The organism is Thermococcus henrietii (genome assembly GCF_900198835.1).
In the GTDB taxonomy this organism is placed as follows: Archaea; Methanobacteriota_B; Thermococci; order Thermococcales; family Thermococcaceae; genus Thermococcus; species Thermococcus henrietii.
Map to the genome: position 1 here is coordinate 610,570 of NZ_LT900021.1, position 15,937 is coordinate 626,506.

Annotated in this window: 14 protein-coding genes; 9 read left to right on the forward strand and 5 right to left on the reverse strand. The window is 56.6% G+C overall.

What is annotated here, in order from left to right:
- Positions 1-19: 19 nt before the first annotated feature.
- A complete protein-coding gene (locus tag CS910_RS03405) occupies positions 20-1,363 on the reverse strand; it encodes an ATP-binding protein (RefSeq protein ID WP_099209740.1) in 1,344 nt (447 codons plus the stop codon).
- 211 nt (positions 1,364-1,574) lie between these two features.
- Between CS910_RS03405 and CS910_RS03410 the strand changes: the two genes are divergently transcribed.
- A complete protein-coding gene (locus CS910_RS03410; protein ID WP_099209741.1) occupies positions 1,575-2,477 on the forward strand; it encodes an asparagine synthetase A in 903 nt (300 codons plus the stop codon).
- Between the two features lie 10 nt (positions 2,478-2,487).
- Here the strand turns inward: CS910_RS03410 and CS910_RS03415 are convergent, their stop codons facing one another.
- Positions 2,488-3,630 carry an AAA family ATPase gene (locus CS910_RS03415; RefSeq protein WP_099209742.1) on the reverse strand — a complete coding sequence of 381 codons (1,143 nt, stop codon included), beginning with the start codon at positions 3,628-3,630 and terminating at the stop codon, positions 2,488-2,490.
- A gap of 90 nt (positions 3,631-3,720) precedes the next feature.
- Between CS910_RS03415 and CS910_RS03420 the strand changes: the two genes are divergently transcribed.
- The 3 genes from CS910_RS03420 (at position 3,721) to CS910_RS03430 (ending at position 6,484) form a co-directional block, all read left to right on the forward strand.
- On the forward strand, positions 3,721-4,902 hold the full coding sequence (locus CS910_RS03420) for an aminotransferase class V-fold PLP-dependent enzyme (RefSeq protein ID WP_099209743.1): 1,182 nt from the start codon (positions 3,721-3,723) through the stop codon (positions 4,900-4,902).
- Positions 4,903-5,127: 225 nt separating this feature from the next.
- Entirely contained in the window at positions 5,128-5,802 is a 675-nt protein-coding gene (locus tag CS910_RS03425) for a DUF257 family protein (protein WP_099209744.1), read from the forward strand.
- Positions 5,789-6,484: a DUF257 family protein gene (locus tag CS910_RS03430; protein ID WP_099209745.1), complete on the forward strand. Its 696-nt coding sequence runs from the start codon at positions 5,789-5,791 to the stop codon at positions 6,482-6,484. Before CS910_RS03425 ends, CS910_RS03430 begins: the two co-directional genes overlap by 14 nt.
- Positions 6,485-6,486: 2 nt before the next feature.
- Here CS910_RS03430 and CS910_RS03435 read toward each other — a convergent pair whose 3' ends face one another.
- From CS910_RS03435 to nuoE, 3 genes are read right to left on the reverse strand one after another with little or no spacing between them, the layout of a single operon-like run.
- Complete coding sequence (locus tag CS910_RS03435) at positions 6,487-9,336, reverse strand: NAD(P)-binding protein (protein ID WP_099209746.1); 2,850 nt, start codon at positions 9,334-9,336, stop codon at positions 6,487-6,489.
- A gap of 1 nt (position 9,337) precedes the next feature.
- Positions 9,338-11,137 carry an NADH-quinone oxidoreductase subunit NuoF gene (nuoF, locus tag CS910_RS03440; protein WP_099209747.1) on the reverse strand — a complete coding sequence of 600 codons (1,800 nt, stop codon included), beginning with the start codon at positions 11,135-11,137 and terminating at the stop codon, positions 9,338-9,340.
- Complete coding sequence (nuoE, locus tag CS910_RS03445) at positions 11,130-11,594, reverse strand: NADH-quinone oxidoreductase subunit NuoE (RefSeq protein WP_099209748.1); 465 nt, start codon at positions 11,592-11,594, stop codon at positions 11,130-11,132. Before nuoE ends, nuoF begins: the two co-directional genes overlap by 8 nt.
- Positions 11,595-11,751: 157 nt before the next feature.
- On the opposite strand from nuoE, the gene CS910_RS03450 reads away from it, so the two are divergent.
- From CS910_RS03450 to pbp11, 5 genes are read left to right on the forward strand one after another with little or no spacing between them, the layout of a single operon-like run.
- Positions 11,752-12,756, forward strand: a complete 1,005-nt coding sequence (locus tag CS910_RS03450) for a 4Fe-4S dicluster domain-containing protein (RefSeq protein WP_099209749.1) — start codon at positions 11,752-11,754, stop codon at positions 12,754-12,756.
- Positions 12,753-13,619 carry an NAD(P)-dependent hydrogenase/sulfhydrogenase 2 subunit gamma gene (gene shyC, locus CS910_RS03455; RefSeq protein ID WP_099209750.1) on the forward strand — a complete coding sequence of 289 codons (867 nt, stop codon included), beginning with the start codon at positions 12,753-12,755 and terminating at the stop codon, positions 13,617-13,619. Before CS910_RS03450 ends, shyC begins: the two co-directional genes overlap by 4 nt.
- Positions 13,619-14,344, forward strand: a complete 726-nt coding sequence (shyD, locus tag CS910_RS03460; protein WP_099212406.1) for an NAD(P)-dependent hydrogenase/sulfhydrogenase 2 subunit delta — start codon at positions 13,619-13,621, stop codon at positions 14,342-14,344. Before shyC ends, shyD begins: the two co-directional genes overlap by 1 nt.
- A complete protein-coding gene (gene shyA / locus CS910_RS03465) occupies positions 14,341-15,585 on the forward strand; it encodes an NAD(P)-dependent hydrogenase/sulfhydrogenase 2 subunit alpha (protein ID WP_099209751.1) in 1,245 nt (414 codons plus the stop codon). Before shyD ends, shyA begins: the two co-directional genes overlap by 4 nt.
- Before the next feature lie 38 nt (positions 15,586-15,623).
- Positions 15,624-15,935 carry a tRNA-binding protein Pbp11 gene (pbp11, locus tag CS910_RS03470; RefSeq protein WP_099209752.1) on the forward strand — a complete coding sequence of 104 codons (312 nt, stop codon included), beginning with the start codon at positions 15,624-15,626 and terminating at the stop codon, positions 15,933-15,935.
- Positions 15,936-15,937 lie beyond the last annotated feature (2 nt).

Sequence of the window (15,937 nt, forward strand, 5' to 3'; positions counted from 1 at the left end):
AAAAGTTTTCATTTTCCAATTATGGAAACTCTCCCAAGTCCCAGACGAGCCAGCCTTCTTTCGTCAGCTCCTCTTTTCCATTAACCTTCTTAGCAACCAGCCCATAGAACCTTTCCCAATCCTCAAGCCCCACAAACTCTGCCTTCCTCGCCAGGTCCTTCAAAACTCCCCTTGCTTCCCTCTCACTCAAATCCTTCCACTTCACCTCGACGAAAAGCGTCCGCTTTTCTCTCTCGTTCAAAGCAACTAAATCAATCTCCTCGCCCTTCCGCCACCAGCGGCCGATTTTTGTAAAGCGGAACGGCAGTTTTCCAGCCCTGTTCAGCTCGATGAGGAACTGCCTGGCAACATCCTCGAAGGTTCTCCCCACGTAGGTGTTGAAGGCGTCCCAGTCCATCTCAAAGGTTCCGAGCTCTATCTTCCCCCTGTTCGGCTTAACAAACCTGAACCAGAAGGCGAAGAAGTTGTCGTTGAGGTAGTAGCGCGCTTTTTTGCTCCTCTCCGGCTCGGTAACGGGAACCTCGCGCCTCACGAGTTCGAGGGAGATTAGGGTTCTCAGGTACTTCGGCATGTCCTTGGCCTCGATTCCCGCGAAGCTGGCAATCTCGCTGACCCTGTGCCTCCCGAGGGCAATCGCCTCAAGAATCAGGTAGTGGCGGTGGACGTCGCCGAGTTCCTCCCTCAAAATGAACTCTGGCTCCTCGTAGAGGATTGACGTCGTCGAAAAGGCCACCTTGAGGAGCTCCTCCTCGAAGTTTCTCCCCTCAAAGAGCCTGAAGTACATGGGAACGCCGCCGGTAACAGAGTATATCTTCACGACGGTCTCAATCGGTGAGTTTTTGAAGTACTCGCGGACGTGGAAGAAGTTGAGGGGCTTAAGCTTGAGCTGTGCCGTTCTCCTGCCGTAGAGGGGGTTGCCGTACTCCATAAGTCCCTCCATCAGGCCGATTATCGACCCGCTCAGAATGAGGAAGAACCCCTCGTCAAGGATTTCGTCTATGACGTGCTGGAAAACCGCTGGGGCGTTCTTATTGGTAAGCAAAAGGTACGAAAACTCGTCTATAACGACGACGAGCCTTTCGGGAGCCTTGAGCTTCAGGAGTTCAAAGGCCTCCCTGAAGTCCCTGACTTCAACCTTTGGCAGGTCAAGAACCTCGGCGGCTTCCCTGTAAAACCTCCTCGCGTTCGACTCCAGCCCGTCCCTGTCGGCTAAGAAGTAAACTGCATTTTTCCCTTCAATGAACCTTTTCACGAGCTCGGTCTTCCCAACGCGCCTGCGCCCGTAGAGAATCAAGACCTCCTTTTTTCCTGAGCGGTAGAGTGAGTCAAGGAACTTCAGCTCATCTTTTCGGTTGACAAACATTATCTTCACCAGGATAATCTTGGGCAGGATAATAATTTAAGCCTTTCTCCGTCTTTGGTGGTTAGTGGACAAATCTGTCAATAAATTCAAGAAAACTCGTCTAATTTCCAAAATATCTCAAAAATTCATGTCAAAATTTGACTTCCGTCCCAAAATTTCTGCACAAAGGCAATAAACCCGAAGGCACTCTGACGAAAATTGGGTGATTGATATGAACGCTCTCCAAATCGTAAGCAGGAAAATTGACCCTATTGCCGAGGTTCAGACGAGAACTATAGCATACCTCACGGGTGAGCTGTCCAGAAAGGGCTTCCGCTGGTTGCTCCCGATAGTGCTCAGCTCGATAACCGACCCCCTCTGGCCTGACCCAGCGGCGGAAGAGGCACTAAGGCCACCTGAGGTCGAGGTTTACGGTTCACGGCTCAGGCTGACGCACAGCATGATACTCCACAAGCAGATGGCCGTTGCGATGGGGATAGATAAGCTCTTCGTCCTCTCGCCCAACATAAGGCTCGAAGGTAAAGAGGCGGACGACGGAAGGCACGCCTACGAGTTCACCCAGCTCGACATGGAGATTGCCCATGCGAGCATGGACGACGTTATGGGGCTGATAGAAGAGCTCATCGTCGGTCTGTTCCGCGAGTTGAGACCAGTCGTCTGGGAGTCCTTCGAGAGGGAGCTTCCAAAGCCCAAGAGGCCCTTCAAGCGCTTTACCATTGAAGAAATCCGTGAGGAGTTTGGAAGCGAGGAGGAAGCCAGCAGAGCCCTTGAGGAGCCCTTCTGGATAACTGGAATCCCGAGGGAGTTCTACGACAGGGAGGTTGACGGAACCTGGAGGAACTACGACCTCTATCTCCCGGAAGGCTACGGCGAGGTCTCGAGCGGTGGGGAGAGGGAGTGGGAGTACGAGAAGATACTGGCCAAGATACGCTCGGCCGGTCTGAGCGAAGAGGCCTTCAGGCCCTACCTTGAGGTGGCAAAAGCCGGTCTGCTGAGGCCAAGCGCCGGGGCAGGGATAGGAATCGAGAGGTTAATCCGCTACATCGTCGGGGCGGAGCACATAGCAGAGGTCCAGCCCTTCCCGAGGATTCCGGGCGTTCCGGCTGTTATTTGATGCCCCGACTTCATCTCTTCTCAATTTCTGCGGTACTCAGGTACTTGGCCGCCTCCCGATACAGCTCATTAACGAACTCGTAGGTTACGTTGGCTCGATTCAGCTCGTTTTTCTTTAGGACGCCGAGTTCCTCAGTGAGCTGTTCCAGAACCTCGGAGAGGGCTGGCTCGGACAGTCTGCTAACGGCCTTCAGTTCACTCCACCTCTTCGGGCCCTCTGAGAGGGACTTTAGGAGCTTTATAGTCTTGTAAGGCTCAGTTCTCGTTGAAACGTAATTCATTAGCTCCTTCTTTGCCTTTAGGACCGCTTCATCTCTTACAAGGCGCTTTGCACGCTCGTGAGGTTCTCCCCTGCATCTCTTGTAGCCGTAGAGGGTGAGCCAGCCGGGAAGCGTGCCGAGTGTCATTATCGCGTCGGCAATCTCAGAGTGCCCGTATTCTATCCCGCATTTCTCAAAGCCCTTTAACAGGTACTCCTCCGCAGTTTTAACGGGCCATGGGCTAAGAACCAGCTGCTCTGGGGGTCTGCCGAACATCGCCTCTTTCTTCCCTGCTGTAAACAGGGCCTTAAGAACCCCTGAGTATGAACCCGTAAAGATTATCCTCAAATCGGGCCTTTCGTTGTAGATTTCCCACAAACTCCTTAGGAGAATGTCTTTTCTGTTCCTCACTTCCTGTATCTCATCGAGGATAATAACGGTGTCTGGGGGCAGTGAGTTCACAGCCGACACGAAGTTCCTAACGGCACTCCTTCCCCGCTCAAAGTCCACGTTGAATTGAATTCCGGTCTTCAGTATGCCTCCAGGGTCAGAAATATAAACGCCCAAACTAATACTTTTCAGCCTCCTTTGGGATTTCATGGCCTTAAACGCGGTTTCTATGCTATCCACCACCTTGCGAGAAAATTCTCCAAAGCTACCGCAACTTGCAACGTTTATGTAAATGCCCATTGAGTTTTTATCTTGTACATACCTCCTGACCGCAGACTTGGCGAGGCTCGTTTTACCCACCATTCTCGGGCCAAGAACCGCGACCCACACACCATCGTGGAGATAGGAGAGAAGTTTTTCAAGCTCTTTGTTCCTACCGAACAGGTTATCGTCCCTTGGTTTGGGCGTGAAAAATATCTCTCTACCTCTTCCCACACAACCCACCTAAGTACTTAGGTGGGTTCTGCACTTAAAAGGGTTTCGAACATGACAATCCTTTAAATCCTGTTCATTGAATCTTAGACGGCGATGCCCATGATGCGGAACCTCTTTCCGGCCCTTGAGAAGTTCAAAGCCTACCTCAACACCGCGAGCACCGGATTGATGCCCTCGACGGCCCTTCTTGAAGCGACAAAGCTCCTGAGCGACGTGATAGAGTTCAACGGGGAGGTGAACTCCGTTGACTACATGGACGAGCTTGTCTTAAAGCCCCTCCAGAGGGAAGCTGGAAGACTAATGAAGGTCAGGCCCGAGAACGTCGGCCTCTCGATTCAGACCACAGAGGGGCTGAGGAGAATCCTGCTGGCCCTCGAGCCGAAGAGGGGGCAGAACTTGGTTTCCCTCGACACTGAGTTCCCCACGATTCCAGCGCTTCTCAAGAGCTATGCCAAGCGCTTCGGCCTCAAGCTCCGCGTTGTTGAGAACAGGAACGGCATCCACAGCCTTGAAGATATTGAGAAGGCCATAGACGACAACACCTTCGCGGTCGTCCTCAGCTCGGTGAACTGGGTCATCGGCGAGCGGATTGATTTGAGCGAACTCTCAAAAATCGCCCACGAGCACGGCGCGTGGCTGATAGTTGATGCAGTCCAGCACCTCGGCTCGCTGAGGCTCTTTCCTGAGAAGGAAGGCGTGGATGCCCTCTCCGCCGGCTCGGAGAAGTGGCTCATCAGCCCTGACACCGGAGCTGGGCTAATCTACGCCTCAGACGAACTCCTTGAGGAGGCCAAGCCGATAGCGGGGTTGCTCAACAACGAACCGCCAACAGGGGACTGGGGCAGCTGGTGGGGACTGCCGGAGAAGGACCCCTGGGGTGAGCTGAGGTCCGCGAAAGGAATCAGAACGCTCGACTTCGGCGGAGGACCTCCGTACCTAATCGCCTCGGCACTTCTCGCGTCGCTCCGGCTGATTAACGGGCTGGGCATCGAGAGGATAGAGCGCCACAACACCAAGCTCGCAAAGATTGTCGCCGATGAGGTTAGGGCCCTTGGCCTCGACGTCTTCTCGACGGACTCGCCGATAGTGACGATAAAGACCGGGCTGGACTACAGCGCGGAGGAGGCGCTCTACCAGAGGCTCGTTGCCGAGGGAATCTCAATCAGCCACCGCGGCGTTCTCGGCCACTACGGGATAAGGGTTTCCCCTCATCTCTACAACGAGAGGGAAGACGTTGAGCTGTTCCTCGAGATGCTCTCTCGGGCCATTGAGATGCGATGAAACTCCGGCCCCTTAGGCGTTTTAACGTTTCCTTTTGTTCATCCTTTCATTTCTGGAGCCAGTTTACGCCGGTCTGGGGATTGCACTTTCCTGTCAAAAGCATTAACGTTTGTTTTTCAATTTAAACACGTACCAGCCATGAGAGTTTCAGGGTCCATTGAAGCTCCCTTTGGAGTGCAGAAAAGTATTTTACCTTCTTCATTACAGAATTCATAGGGGGTTGTGATGAGGGTCACCGTATCGGAACTGATGAACCTTATTGCACCCGGTGAAACCGTGTTGGTTGAGTACACGACCTCTTACGTACCTGAGTTTGCCTTAAAGTTGCTGGCGGATTATACTAAGGGGGAGGGAATGCCCTTTGTGATAGACGACAACTTTGACAGCCTTTACACGATTCTTGAGCACTGCAACATACTCGGTCTCGACGTTGACCTCGACCACGCGGTTGTTTTTAAAACCGGGGGAAGGAGGTTGGTTGGAGGAACCGTTAGGAAGGTTGATTTCCATCCGGACCCGAGGGTTCTACTGAGGAACTACGAGAAGGTCTTCACGAACGAGTTCGGAACTCTTGAAAAGCCTGCAGTAAACCTGACACTCGGAGTTGAGAATCTCCTCTATTTTGTTAGGGACGTTCGAGACTTCTACCGCTTCCTTCTCGGCCTTCAGCGCTACGTGGGTGATAGGCGGAGGAAAGCCATTTACCTCGTTCACAGGGGGCTCGTTGGAGCACTGCCCCCTTACATAATGCCGGAGATGAGGCGCCTTGCCACGAGCGTTTGGGTGTTGCAGAGCTATTCCACCGGCGTGCTCGTCTCGATAGTTAAGAGCCCCTCCTTTGAACTCATTGGCAGGGAGTTCACGATTGACGTTGGGGGTGTCTTCGGTGGAGGGACCTAACCTGGGGAAGGTAACGCTTGAGAGCCTCATCGTTACGATGGATAAGGTCCGGTTCGGGGACATAACACTGATTGAGAACTACTCATCGATTGGCGCCGAGTTGTCCCTGTATTTCGTCGTGAAGTACGCCCTTGGAAAAGGCCTACCAGTTCTCGTTGAGGACGTGTTTGACGCATTTCCAGGGTATATGAAGCACTTGGAGTTCATGGGTATCGACTTTCCAATCGATGTCGTTGGCGTTGTGAAAATAGGGGGTGCGGAAGAGTACGGACATGTTGTCGAGAAGGTGCAGTTTGAGGCCGACCCGGCGCTCTACCTTGGCAAGAAGGAGAGGGCCATCGCAAGGGCCATGGGTGATGACAGGTACGTTCATGTGGTCGTCGGTTTTGAACGTCTATTTGGGTTCTTAAAGGACGTCAAAGACGTTCATGTTGTGGCAAATCACCTGCGCGAGCTCCTCGGCAACGAGTCGAGAATGGTATTCCATATAATAGACGGAAACGTTATCGAGAGCTTCCCAACGAACCCATTGCCCCTCCTTGAGACCGTGGCCACCTCGGTCGTAGCTATCCACGACCACGGTGACATGCTCCGCCTTCGTTTCAGGAAGTCCGTATTCACTTTCCTCGAAGGGAGGAATGAGGTCCTTCTACAACCCGCCGACATAGCGACATGGTTATAAAGTCAGGAAAAAAGCTCTAGCGGCGAGTAGCCTTCCATCACCCTCTCCATTTTCAGCTTCATTCCGAGGGCGTTGGTGACCGTTCCACTCTTCTCGGCCCACCTGCCTGCAGGAATAACGAGGGTCTCGCCGGGTAACTCAACGGGTTCGTTCGAAACGACCACGTAGCGTTCTGCCTTCGGTATTCCGGTCACTCCTGCCCTTACCAGCCCCTCCGCGTTCGCTCCCTTCCTGAGTACCAGCGTCGGGACGTTCAAGGCTTCGCCGTCCTCAGTTACGGCCAGTTCGTAGTTCTCCTCAACGATTTCCTTGCCCTTCAGCAGTATCTTGAGGAGCGGGAACTTCTCCGGGTCTGCCCTGAGCAGGACGCGTTTGGCTTTCTTGACGTCGTCGAGGGTCGCCGTCGATGGGCTTCCGCTCACGGTCGAGCCTATCGGAACGCCCTTACGCTCGGCGAAGGCCTTGAGGGCTTCTATCTCCTCGTTGGTCAGGTCGGGCGTTAGAACAAGGGCGTAGTTTCCGCTCTCGATGAACTTCTTCGCCTCTTCCCAGCTTACCGGCTTTCCGTTGAGGAGCGGTCCGCTGAGGGTCTTTTCCCAGGGCCTCTCGAAGCGACAGACGTCGCAGAGGTATCCGTTCCACGAGTCCTCGACGCTCGAAGCCCTCACGAGAAGCCTGGCGTAGGTTTCGATGGCCATCTCGCAGGCGAGGGAACAGCCGTTGCAGACGGTTTTGATTTTCTCGGTCTTCCACGGGCCGGGCTTTGTGAGCGGTGGCCTCTCCACTATCGCGCCGACGGGACAGACGTTGGCCAGCTCTCCAAGGAACTTCCCCTCAACGTCGGCTATGGTGTCGCCGAGCGGTGGCCCAATCCTCGTGTCGTAGCCCCTGAATAGGTAGTCTATCACGCCCTCTCCGGCAATCTCGTGGGTGAAGCGGACGCACAGACCGCAGAGGACGCACTTGTTGGGGTCGAGCGTAATCTTCGGGTGGCTCTCGTCAATCTCAAAGCGCTTTTCGCCCCTTCCGAGTTCGGGCTTCACGCTATACAGCGTCGCGTACTCCCTCAGCTTGCAGTCGAAAACCGCCAGACAGCCACAGCTCATGCACCGTGAAGCTTCGCTCCTTGCCTCACTTTCGCTCAGCGTCTTCTCGACCTCCTCAAAGTCCTTCGCCCTCTCCTTCGGGTCGAGGAGCTTCGGCCTGACCCTCGGCCTCCTCGGCGTCTCGCGGTAGTCCTCCTCCGTAACGTCCCTCCAGTGGTTGTATGGTCTTAGGTCGAGCAGGAGTTCGTACAGCTCTCTATCCTCGGTCAGCTCCCTGATGTGCTTCTCGGGGTTTGCGAGGACTTCTCTGGCCTTCTCAAGCCTGCCCCTGAGGTAGAGGTCTATCATCAGTGCGCCCCTTCTCCCGGTTGCTATGCTCTCTATTACCGTTGACGGCCCGAGAACGAGGTCTCCGCCCGCGAAGACGCCGGGCACGTTAGTCTGAAGTGTAATCTCGTCAACAACCGCCCTTCCGCGCCTCGCCTCTATTCCAAGACCCTTCAGGAACTCCTCGTCGCAGTACTGACCTATCGCCAGAATCACGTTGTCGGCCTTAACCCTGAACTCGGAACCCTCAATGGGCACAGGTTTCCTCCTTCCGCTTGAATCCGGCTCGCCGAGGCGCATCCTGACGAGCTCCACCTCCTCGACCCTGCCGTCGCCGATAATCCTCACCGGGTTGGCCAGGAAGAGGAACTCAACGCCTTCCTCGATTGCTTCTTCCACTTCGCGCTCATTGGCGGGCATCTCGGCCTTCGAACGGCGGTAGACGACGGTGACCTTCGCGCCGAGCCTCAGGGCGGTCCTTGCGACGTCCATCGCTGTGTTTCCACCGCCGACAACTATAACGCGCTCGCCAAGCTTCACTTCCTCGCCCGTGTTCACCTTCCTCAGGAACTCTATTCCATGCATAACTCCCTCAAGGTCCTCCCCCGGAATCCCCATCTTCCTGCTCTTCCACGCTCCAACTGCCAGGAAAACGGCATCGTACTTCTTGCGCAGTTCCTCCAGAGTAATGTCCCTGCCGAGGGCCGTGTTGGTTCTCACCTCGATGCCCGTGTTTATCACGGTCGCTATGTCCTTGTCTAAGACGTCCCTCGGAAGCCTGTATCCCGGAATGCCGTAGCGGGTCATTCCGCCGAGTTCGGGCATCGCCTCGAAGATGGTAACCTCGTGGCCCTTCAGCCTCAGGTAGTAGGCGCACGCCAGTCCTGCAGGCCCTCCTCCGACGACGGCAACGCGCTTCCCGGTTGACGGCGGTATCTCGGGCATCCACGGGCCGTTTTCGAGGTCGTAATCGGCAGCGAAGCGCTTCGCGAGCCTTATGCCGACCGGCTCATCGACGAGGTTCCTCCGGCAGGCCTCCTCACAGAAGGCCGGGCAGACCCTTCCGAGCACTGCTGGAAGGATGTACTTCTCCTTCATCAGCTTGACGGCCTCGTGGTACTTACCCATCGCTATCAGCGCGAGGTAGCCCTGTATGTCGGCGTGGGCGGGACAGGCGTCCTGGCACGGACCGATGCAATCTCCATAATGGCTCGAAAGGAGAAGCTCAAGGGCTGTTCTGCGCATCTCGATGACCCTATCGCTCAGGGTCTCGACTTTGAGGCCCTCCCTGGGCTTCAGCGTACAGGCGGTGGTTACTCCCCTCTCGGTCTCGACGAGGCAGAGCCTGCACGAGCCGTAGGGTTCGAGCTCTTCGGTATAGCAGAAGCCGGGAACGTGGCCAATCTCGCGCAGGAACTCTATGAGGGGCTTATCCGCCGGAGCGTCAACTTCCTTTCCGTTAACGATGAGCCTGACCATCTCACTCACCCCCGGTAACGATTTCTATAGCGTTGAACCGGCACACCTCGTAGCAGGTTCCGCACTTAATGCACTTCTCCTGGTCTATCTTGTGGGACTTGAGCTTCTCGCCGGTTATCGCGTTGGCCGGGCAGAAGATTGCGCAGGCGGTGCAGCCCGTGCACTTCTCTGGGATTATGACGTACCTTATGAGGGGCTTGCAGACTTTGGCCGGGCACTTCCCCTCGATGTGCGCTAAATATTCGTCCCTGAAGTAGCGGAGCGTCGTTAGGACGGGGTTCGGTGCCGTCTGCCCGAGACCGCAGAGGGAACCGGCCTTCACCTGGTGGGCGAGCTTCTCGAGCCTCTCAAGGTCCTCCTCGGTGGCCTTGCCCTCGGTGAACCGCTCGAGGATTTCGAACATTCTCTTCGTCCCAACCCTGCAGAAGGTGCACTTACCGCAGGACTCCTTCACCGTGAAGTCGAGGAAGAACTTGGCGACGTCCACCATGCAGGTGTCCTCGTCCATGACGACCATTCCACCGCTCCCCATTATCGCGCCGGTCGCGTTCACGCTCTCGTAGTCAACGGGCGTGTCGAAGAGGCTCTCCGGAATGCAACCTCCCGAGGGCCCACCGAGCTGAACTGCTTTAATCCTCTTCCCGGTCTTCGTTCCACCGCCTATCTCGTAGAGTATCTCCCTCAGCGTCGTTCCCATCGGCACCTCGACGTTTCCGCCGTGCTTTATCTTGCCCGACAGCGCGAAGACTTTAGTGCCTTTGCTCTTCTCGGTTCCGAGCGAGGCAAAGGCCTTCCAGCCGTGCCTTATTATCCACGGCACGTTCGCCCACGTTTCGACGTTGTTTATGTTGGTCGGCTTTCCGAAGAGGCCCTTCTGGGCCGGATACGGTGGCCTCGGCCTCGGCATCCCGCGTTTGCCCTCTATCGAGGCTATCAAAGCGGTTTCCTCACCGCAGACGAACGCTCCTGCACCTTCCTTAATCTCGATGTCGAAGGAGAAACCGCTTCCAAGGATGTTCTCACCGAGGAAGCCCCTCTCCTTAGCTTGCTTCAGCGCTATCTTCAGCCTCCTTATGGCCAGCGGATACTCGGCACGGACGTAGATGAAGCCCTTCGTAGCTCCAATCGCGTAAGCCCCTATTATCATGCCCTCTATAACGCGGTGGGGGTCGCCCTCAAGAACGTTCCTGTCCATGAATGCTCCGGGGTCGCCCTCGTCAGCGTTGCAGATTACGTACTTCTCGTCGCCCTTAGCTTCCCTCGTGAACTTCCACTTCAGGCCGGTCGGGAAGCCTGCTCCACCCCTTCCGCGAAGCCCGGATTTCATAATGATATCTATGATTTCCTCCGGCTCCATCCTGAGGGCCTTCTTAAGGGCTTCATAACCACCGACGGCGATGTACTCGTCTATGTTCTCCGGGTCTATGTAGCCGGAATTTTCGAGCACTATCTTCACCTGCTTGGCGAAGTAGCCGTCAATGTCCCACGTCTTTCTCTCGCCGTTCTCCCACCAGTCGCGCTTGACTATCCACTCCTCGATGGGCTTTCCGTTTACCACGTGCTCCTCTATAATCCTCGGGACCTTCTTCGGGTCGACGTGGCCGTAGGTGATAATCTCGTCCTCGGTGATTATGTCAACGAGGGGTTCGCGGTAGCACATGCCGACGCAACCAACTATCTTGAGCTTCACGTCGAGGTTTCTCCTCTCAAGCTCGGCCTTTATTGCCTCGTAGGTTTCCCTCGCGCCGGCAGCAATCCCGCAGGAGTTCATGCCGACCGCTATGGCCTTTATCTCAGACATCGAGCTTTCCCTCCTTGAGTTTCCTTATGAGCTTCCTAACCCTGTCCGGCGTGAGCTTGCCGAACACCTTGTCGTTTATCATGACCACCGGTGCCAAACTGCAACAGCCGAGGCAGGCCACCCTTTCGAGGGTTATCAGCCCGTCCTCCGTCGTCTGGCCCTCCCCTATGCCTAGCTCCTCAGTTATCGCCTGGGCAATGGTTACCGCCCCGTTCACGTGGCAGGCCGTTCCGTGGCAGATTTTGACGACGTACTTTCCGAGGGGCTCGAACCTGAACTGCGCGTAGAAGGTCGCGACGCCGTAGACCCTGCTCAAGGGAATTCCGAGGTAGTCGGCGATTCTCTCAAGGACTTCCCTTGGAAGGTAGCCGAAGCGCTCTTGGGTTCTCTGCAGAAGGGGGATTAGCGAGCTCGGCTCGGGGGGATACGAGGTCAGGTAATCGACTTCCGCCTCCATGAGCACCACCACTTATGGGCGATAGTTGGTTTGCTGTGCTTATAAATGTGCATTGAAGTACAAGTTTGTAACAAAAGGTTCCCAACCTTCGGTTTGAAAAATCCTTAAGGGAATCTTTACAAACTTAAAATTATAGCCCGATAGGGGCGTGGTCGAGTTGAGATATGTAAAGCTACCCTCCGGGAACTTTGAGGACTTCTTCAATTCACTGAAGGGGATAGGCCAAATCTACGGGCCGGTTAAAGAGGGGAAGACCCACCACTTCCGAAGGGTCGAGGAAGCCGGTCAGATGGACCTGAAATACACCAGAACGATGCTCCCGCCCAAGAAGTTCTTCGTCAGGCCGAGGGAGAGGCTCTTCAGCCTCGAGGACGGCTGGTGGCGGAAGGAAGGGGACGGAAAGCCCTTCGTGCTCTTCGGCGTCCACTCATGCGACGTTCACGCCCTCAAAATCCTCGACAGGGTTTACCTCTCCGAGCCGGTTGACCCCTACTACGCAGAAAGAAGGAAGAGCGCTTTCATCGTCGGCATAAGCTGTCTCCCCGACGAGCTGTGCTTCTGCAAGAGCCTCGGAACGCACTTCGCGATGGACGGTTTTGACTTATTCCTCCACGAGCTTCCCGATGGATGGCTCGTCAGGATAGGGAGCGTGAGGGGACACGAGGTGGTCTGGGAGAACGCGAGGCTCTTCGACGAGGTGAGCGACGAGGACATAGCCAACTTCAAGGCCTTCGAGGAAAAGCGTGCGGAAGCCTTCAAGAGGGAGCTTCGCTCGGAGGGTCTGGCAGACACGCTCGATTTGGCCTACAACAGCCCGGTCTGGAAGGAGTACGCCGAGAAGTGCCTCGCCTGCGGGAACTGCAACCTCGTCTGTCCGACGTGCCGTTGCTATGAAGTCTGCGACCGCTGGGTCGATGCCTACAGGGCCGTTCGCGAGAGGCGCTACGATTCCTGCTTCATGGAGAGCCACGGCCTCGTCGCGGGCGGTCACAACTTCAGGCCCACACGCTTGGACCGCTTCAGGCACCGCTACTACTGCAAGAGCTACTTCGACCCCTCGGCGGGTTTCAATTGCGTCGGCTGTGGCCGGTGCGACGAGTTCTGTCCGGCCGGTATAGAGCACGTTAAGGTTCTCGACGAGATAAGGGGGTCGCTGGAATGAATCCCTACGAGAGCCATCCGGCGAGAATCCTTGAGGTTAAGGACCTGACCCCGAGAGAGAAGCTCTTTACACTCCGCTTCCTCGACGAGAAGCTCAACGAGGAGTTCACCTTCAGGCCGGGACAGTTCGTCATAGTGGACGTTCCCGGCTTCGGCGAGTTCCCGATAAGCCTCTGCTCGTCCCCGACGAGGGGTCCAATCCAGCTCTGCATAAGGAAGGCCGGCAGGATGACGAAGTTCATACACGGAATGAAGGAAGGCTCGGTCGTTGGAATCCGCGGGCCGTACGGCAACGGCTTCCCGATGGAGGACATGGAGGGCTCGAACCTAATCCTCGTGGCCGGCGGTCTTGGAATGGCGCCCCTGCGCTCAGTTCTCTGGTACGCCCTCGACACCGGTAAGTACGAGCACGTCTGGCTCTTCTACGGCACGAAGGCCTATGAGGAGGTGCTCTTCCGCGACGAGGTTCTCCACCTCCTCAAGCACGGGAGTGCGATGAACTGCACCGTCAAGCTCGCCTACGAAATCGAGAGTCCCTCGTGCATCTACCTTGAGCAGGGCTTCTCCGACAGGGTCTGCAGGGGAGTGGTTACCGACCTCTTCAGGGGCGAGAACTTCGACGTCGAGAACTCCTACGCCCTAATCTGCGGCCCGCCGGTCATGTACCGCTTCGTCATAAGGGAGCTCCTCAACAGGAAGCTCTCACCGGGGAGAATCTACATGACCCTCGAGAGGCGCATGCGCTGTGGAGTCGGCAAGTGCGGCCACTGCGTCGTCGGAACGAGCGTCTCGATGAAGTACATCTGCCAGGACGGCCCGGTTTTCACCTACTGGGACGCCCTCTCGACGAGGGGGTTGATATGATGAAGCTCGGCGTGTTTGAGCTTACCGACTGCGGTGGTTGCGCCCTCAACTTCCTGTTCCTCTACGAGATGCTCTTAGACGTTCTTGAGTTCTACGAGATAGAGGAGTTCCACATGGCGACAAGTCTTGAAGGGAGGCACTTCGACGTCGGCCTCGTCACGGGAACGGTCTCAAGCCACCGCGACCTTGAAGTCCTCAGGGAAGCGAGGAACCGCTCCGACTACCTCATAGCCCTCGGAACCTGCGCCACCCACGGCTGCCTTCAGGCGAGCGTCGAGCTTCCGCTTAAGGAGAAGCTGAAGGCCGTTTACGGCGACGAGGGGAATCCGATGAGGGCGCTCGACCCCAAGCCCGTCGTCGAGTACGTTACCGTCGACCTCGCCATACCCGGCTGTCCCTACGACAAGAACGAGCTCTTCCAGGCGCTTATTGACATAGCGAAGGGCATCGAGCCTGTAAGACCTGATTATCCAGTCTGCCTCGAGTGCAAGCTGAACGAGTACGAGTGCGTTCTTGTCAAGAAGGGCCTCCCCTGCCTCGGCCCGATAACGCTCGGAGGCTGTAACGCTGCCTGCCCGCGCTCCGGACTCGGCTGTATCGGCTGTCGCGGGCCCCTGCCAGGTGAGGTGAACCCGGCTGGGGAGTTCGAGGTCCTCAAGGGTCTCGGCTACGACGAGGAGTACATCATGAGGAAGTTCAAGACCTTCGCGAGGTGGGGGCAATGATAATCGAGACGAGGGAGTTCACCCGCGTCGAGGGGAACGGGAAGGCCGAGATAGTCATCGAGGGGAACGAGGTCAAGGACGTCAGGGTCAAAATCGTCGAGGGGCCGAGGTTCTTTGAGCTTCTCACCCTCGGAAGGGACTTCTGGGATGTTCCCGACCTTGAAGCGAGGATATGCGCCATCTGCTACCTCTCTCACAGCGTCGCTTCCGTTCTGGCTATAGAGAGAGCCCTCGGCGTCGAGGTTCCGGAGAAGACGAGGCTCCTAAGGGAGCTCGGTCTCATAGGGGAACTCATCGAGAGCCACGCCCTGCATCTGTATCTCCTCGTCGCTCCCGACATCTTCGGCTATCCCGACGCGATAAGGCTCGCGACGAAGCACGGCGAGCTCGTCAAGGAGGGCATAGCTCTCAAGGCCTTCGGGAACAGGATTAGGGACCTCATCGGCGGGAGGGAAATCCACGGCATAAACGTTAAACCCGGCGGCTTCGGAAGGTGGCCGGGGCGGGAAGAGCTTGAGGCGATAGAGCGGGAGGCGAAGGCCCTCCTAACGGTGGCGAAGCGCGCGGTGAGGCTCTTCTCGGGGATCGGGGAGTACGGCGGAAGGGCCGAATTCTTCGTCGCCACCGACGGCTACCTCACCGGCGACTCGCTCATCTCGAACGTCGAGCGGAACTTCCAGTACTTCGAGCGCATCGAGGAGCGCCCCCTCGTCTACAGCTTCGCGAAGCAGAGCCTCTACAGCGGAAAGCCCTTCCTCGTCGGCTCTCTGGCGAGGCTCCTGCTCAAGGCTGAGTCGCTGACCCCTACAGCCAAGAGACTCTTCGAGGAGAACCGGGAGAGGCTTGAAGCCGGATGGGTGAGCTACAACAACCTCGCCCAGGCGATAGAGCTGGTTTACGCCCTCGAAAGGGCGGGGGAAATAGCGAAAACCCTTCTCGACAAAGGCTTTGAGCCCGAGAACGTTCCGGTCGAGGCCGGGGACGGCGAGGGGATAGGCTACGTGGAGGCCCCGAGGGGAGTCCTCGTGCACCACTACAGAATAGCCGGCGGAAAAATCGAGTACTCCAACATAATAACGCCCACGGCCTTCAACCACGCGGTGATGGAGGGCGCCCTCCTGTGGGAAGCGAGAGACCTCTACGGGAACGCGCCGGAGGATGAGCTCCTCAGAAGGCTTGAGGAAACCGTCCGGGCCTTCGACCCCTGCATCTCCTGCTCGGTGCACTTCGTCAGGGGATAAGCTTTTCTCCCCTCTTTCCCACTCTCTCCGGTGGGAGCATGGGGCCCTTCGACTTTCTGAAAAGACGGAAGGGTGAATCTGGAGAGTTCATAGCGTCGAGGAAACCGGTCGCGAAGTTCAGGGTGGGGCAGGTTCTCAACGTCCTCGGCAGGGAGACGCTGGTTGGAACCGTTGAGGGGATAATCTACCCCGGCTACAAGGTCAAGGGAAAAAACATCGCCCTAATCCGGGAAATCCAGAGGGAGCGAAAGAGGGTTGACTTCGCGGTTGACGGCGACAGGGTTGCACTGATTCTTGAGGGCAGGACAAACGCTAAAAAAGGCGACGTCCTCGAAATCTACCAGTCGTGAGG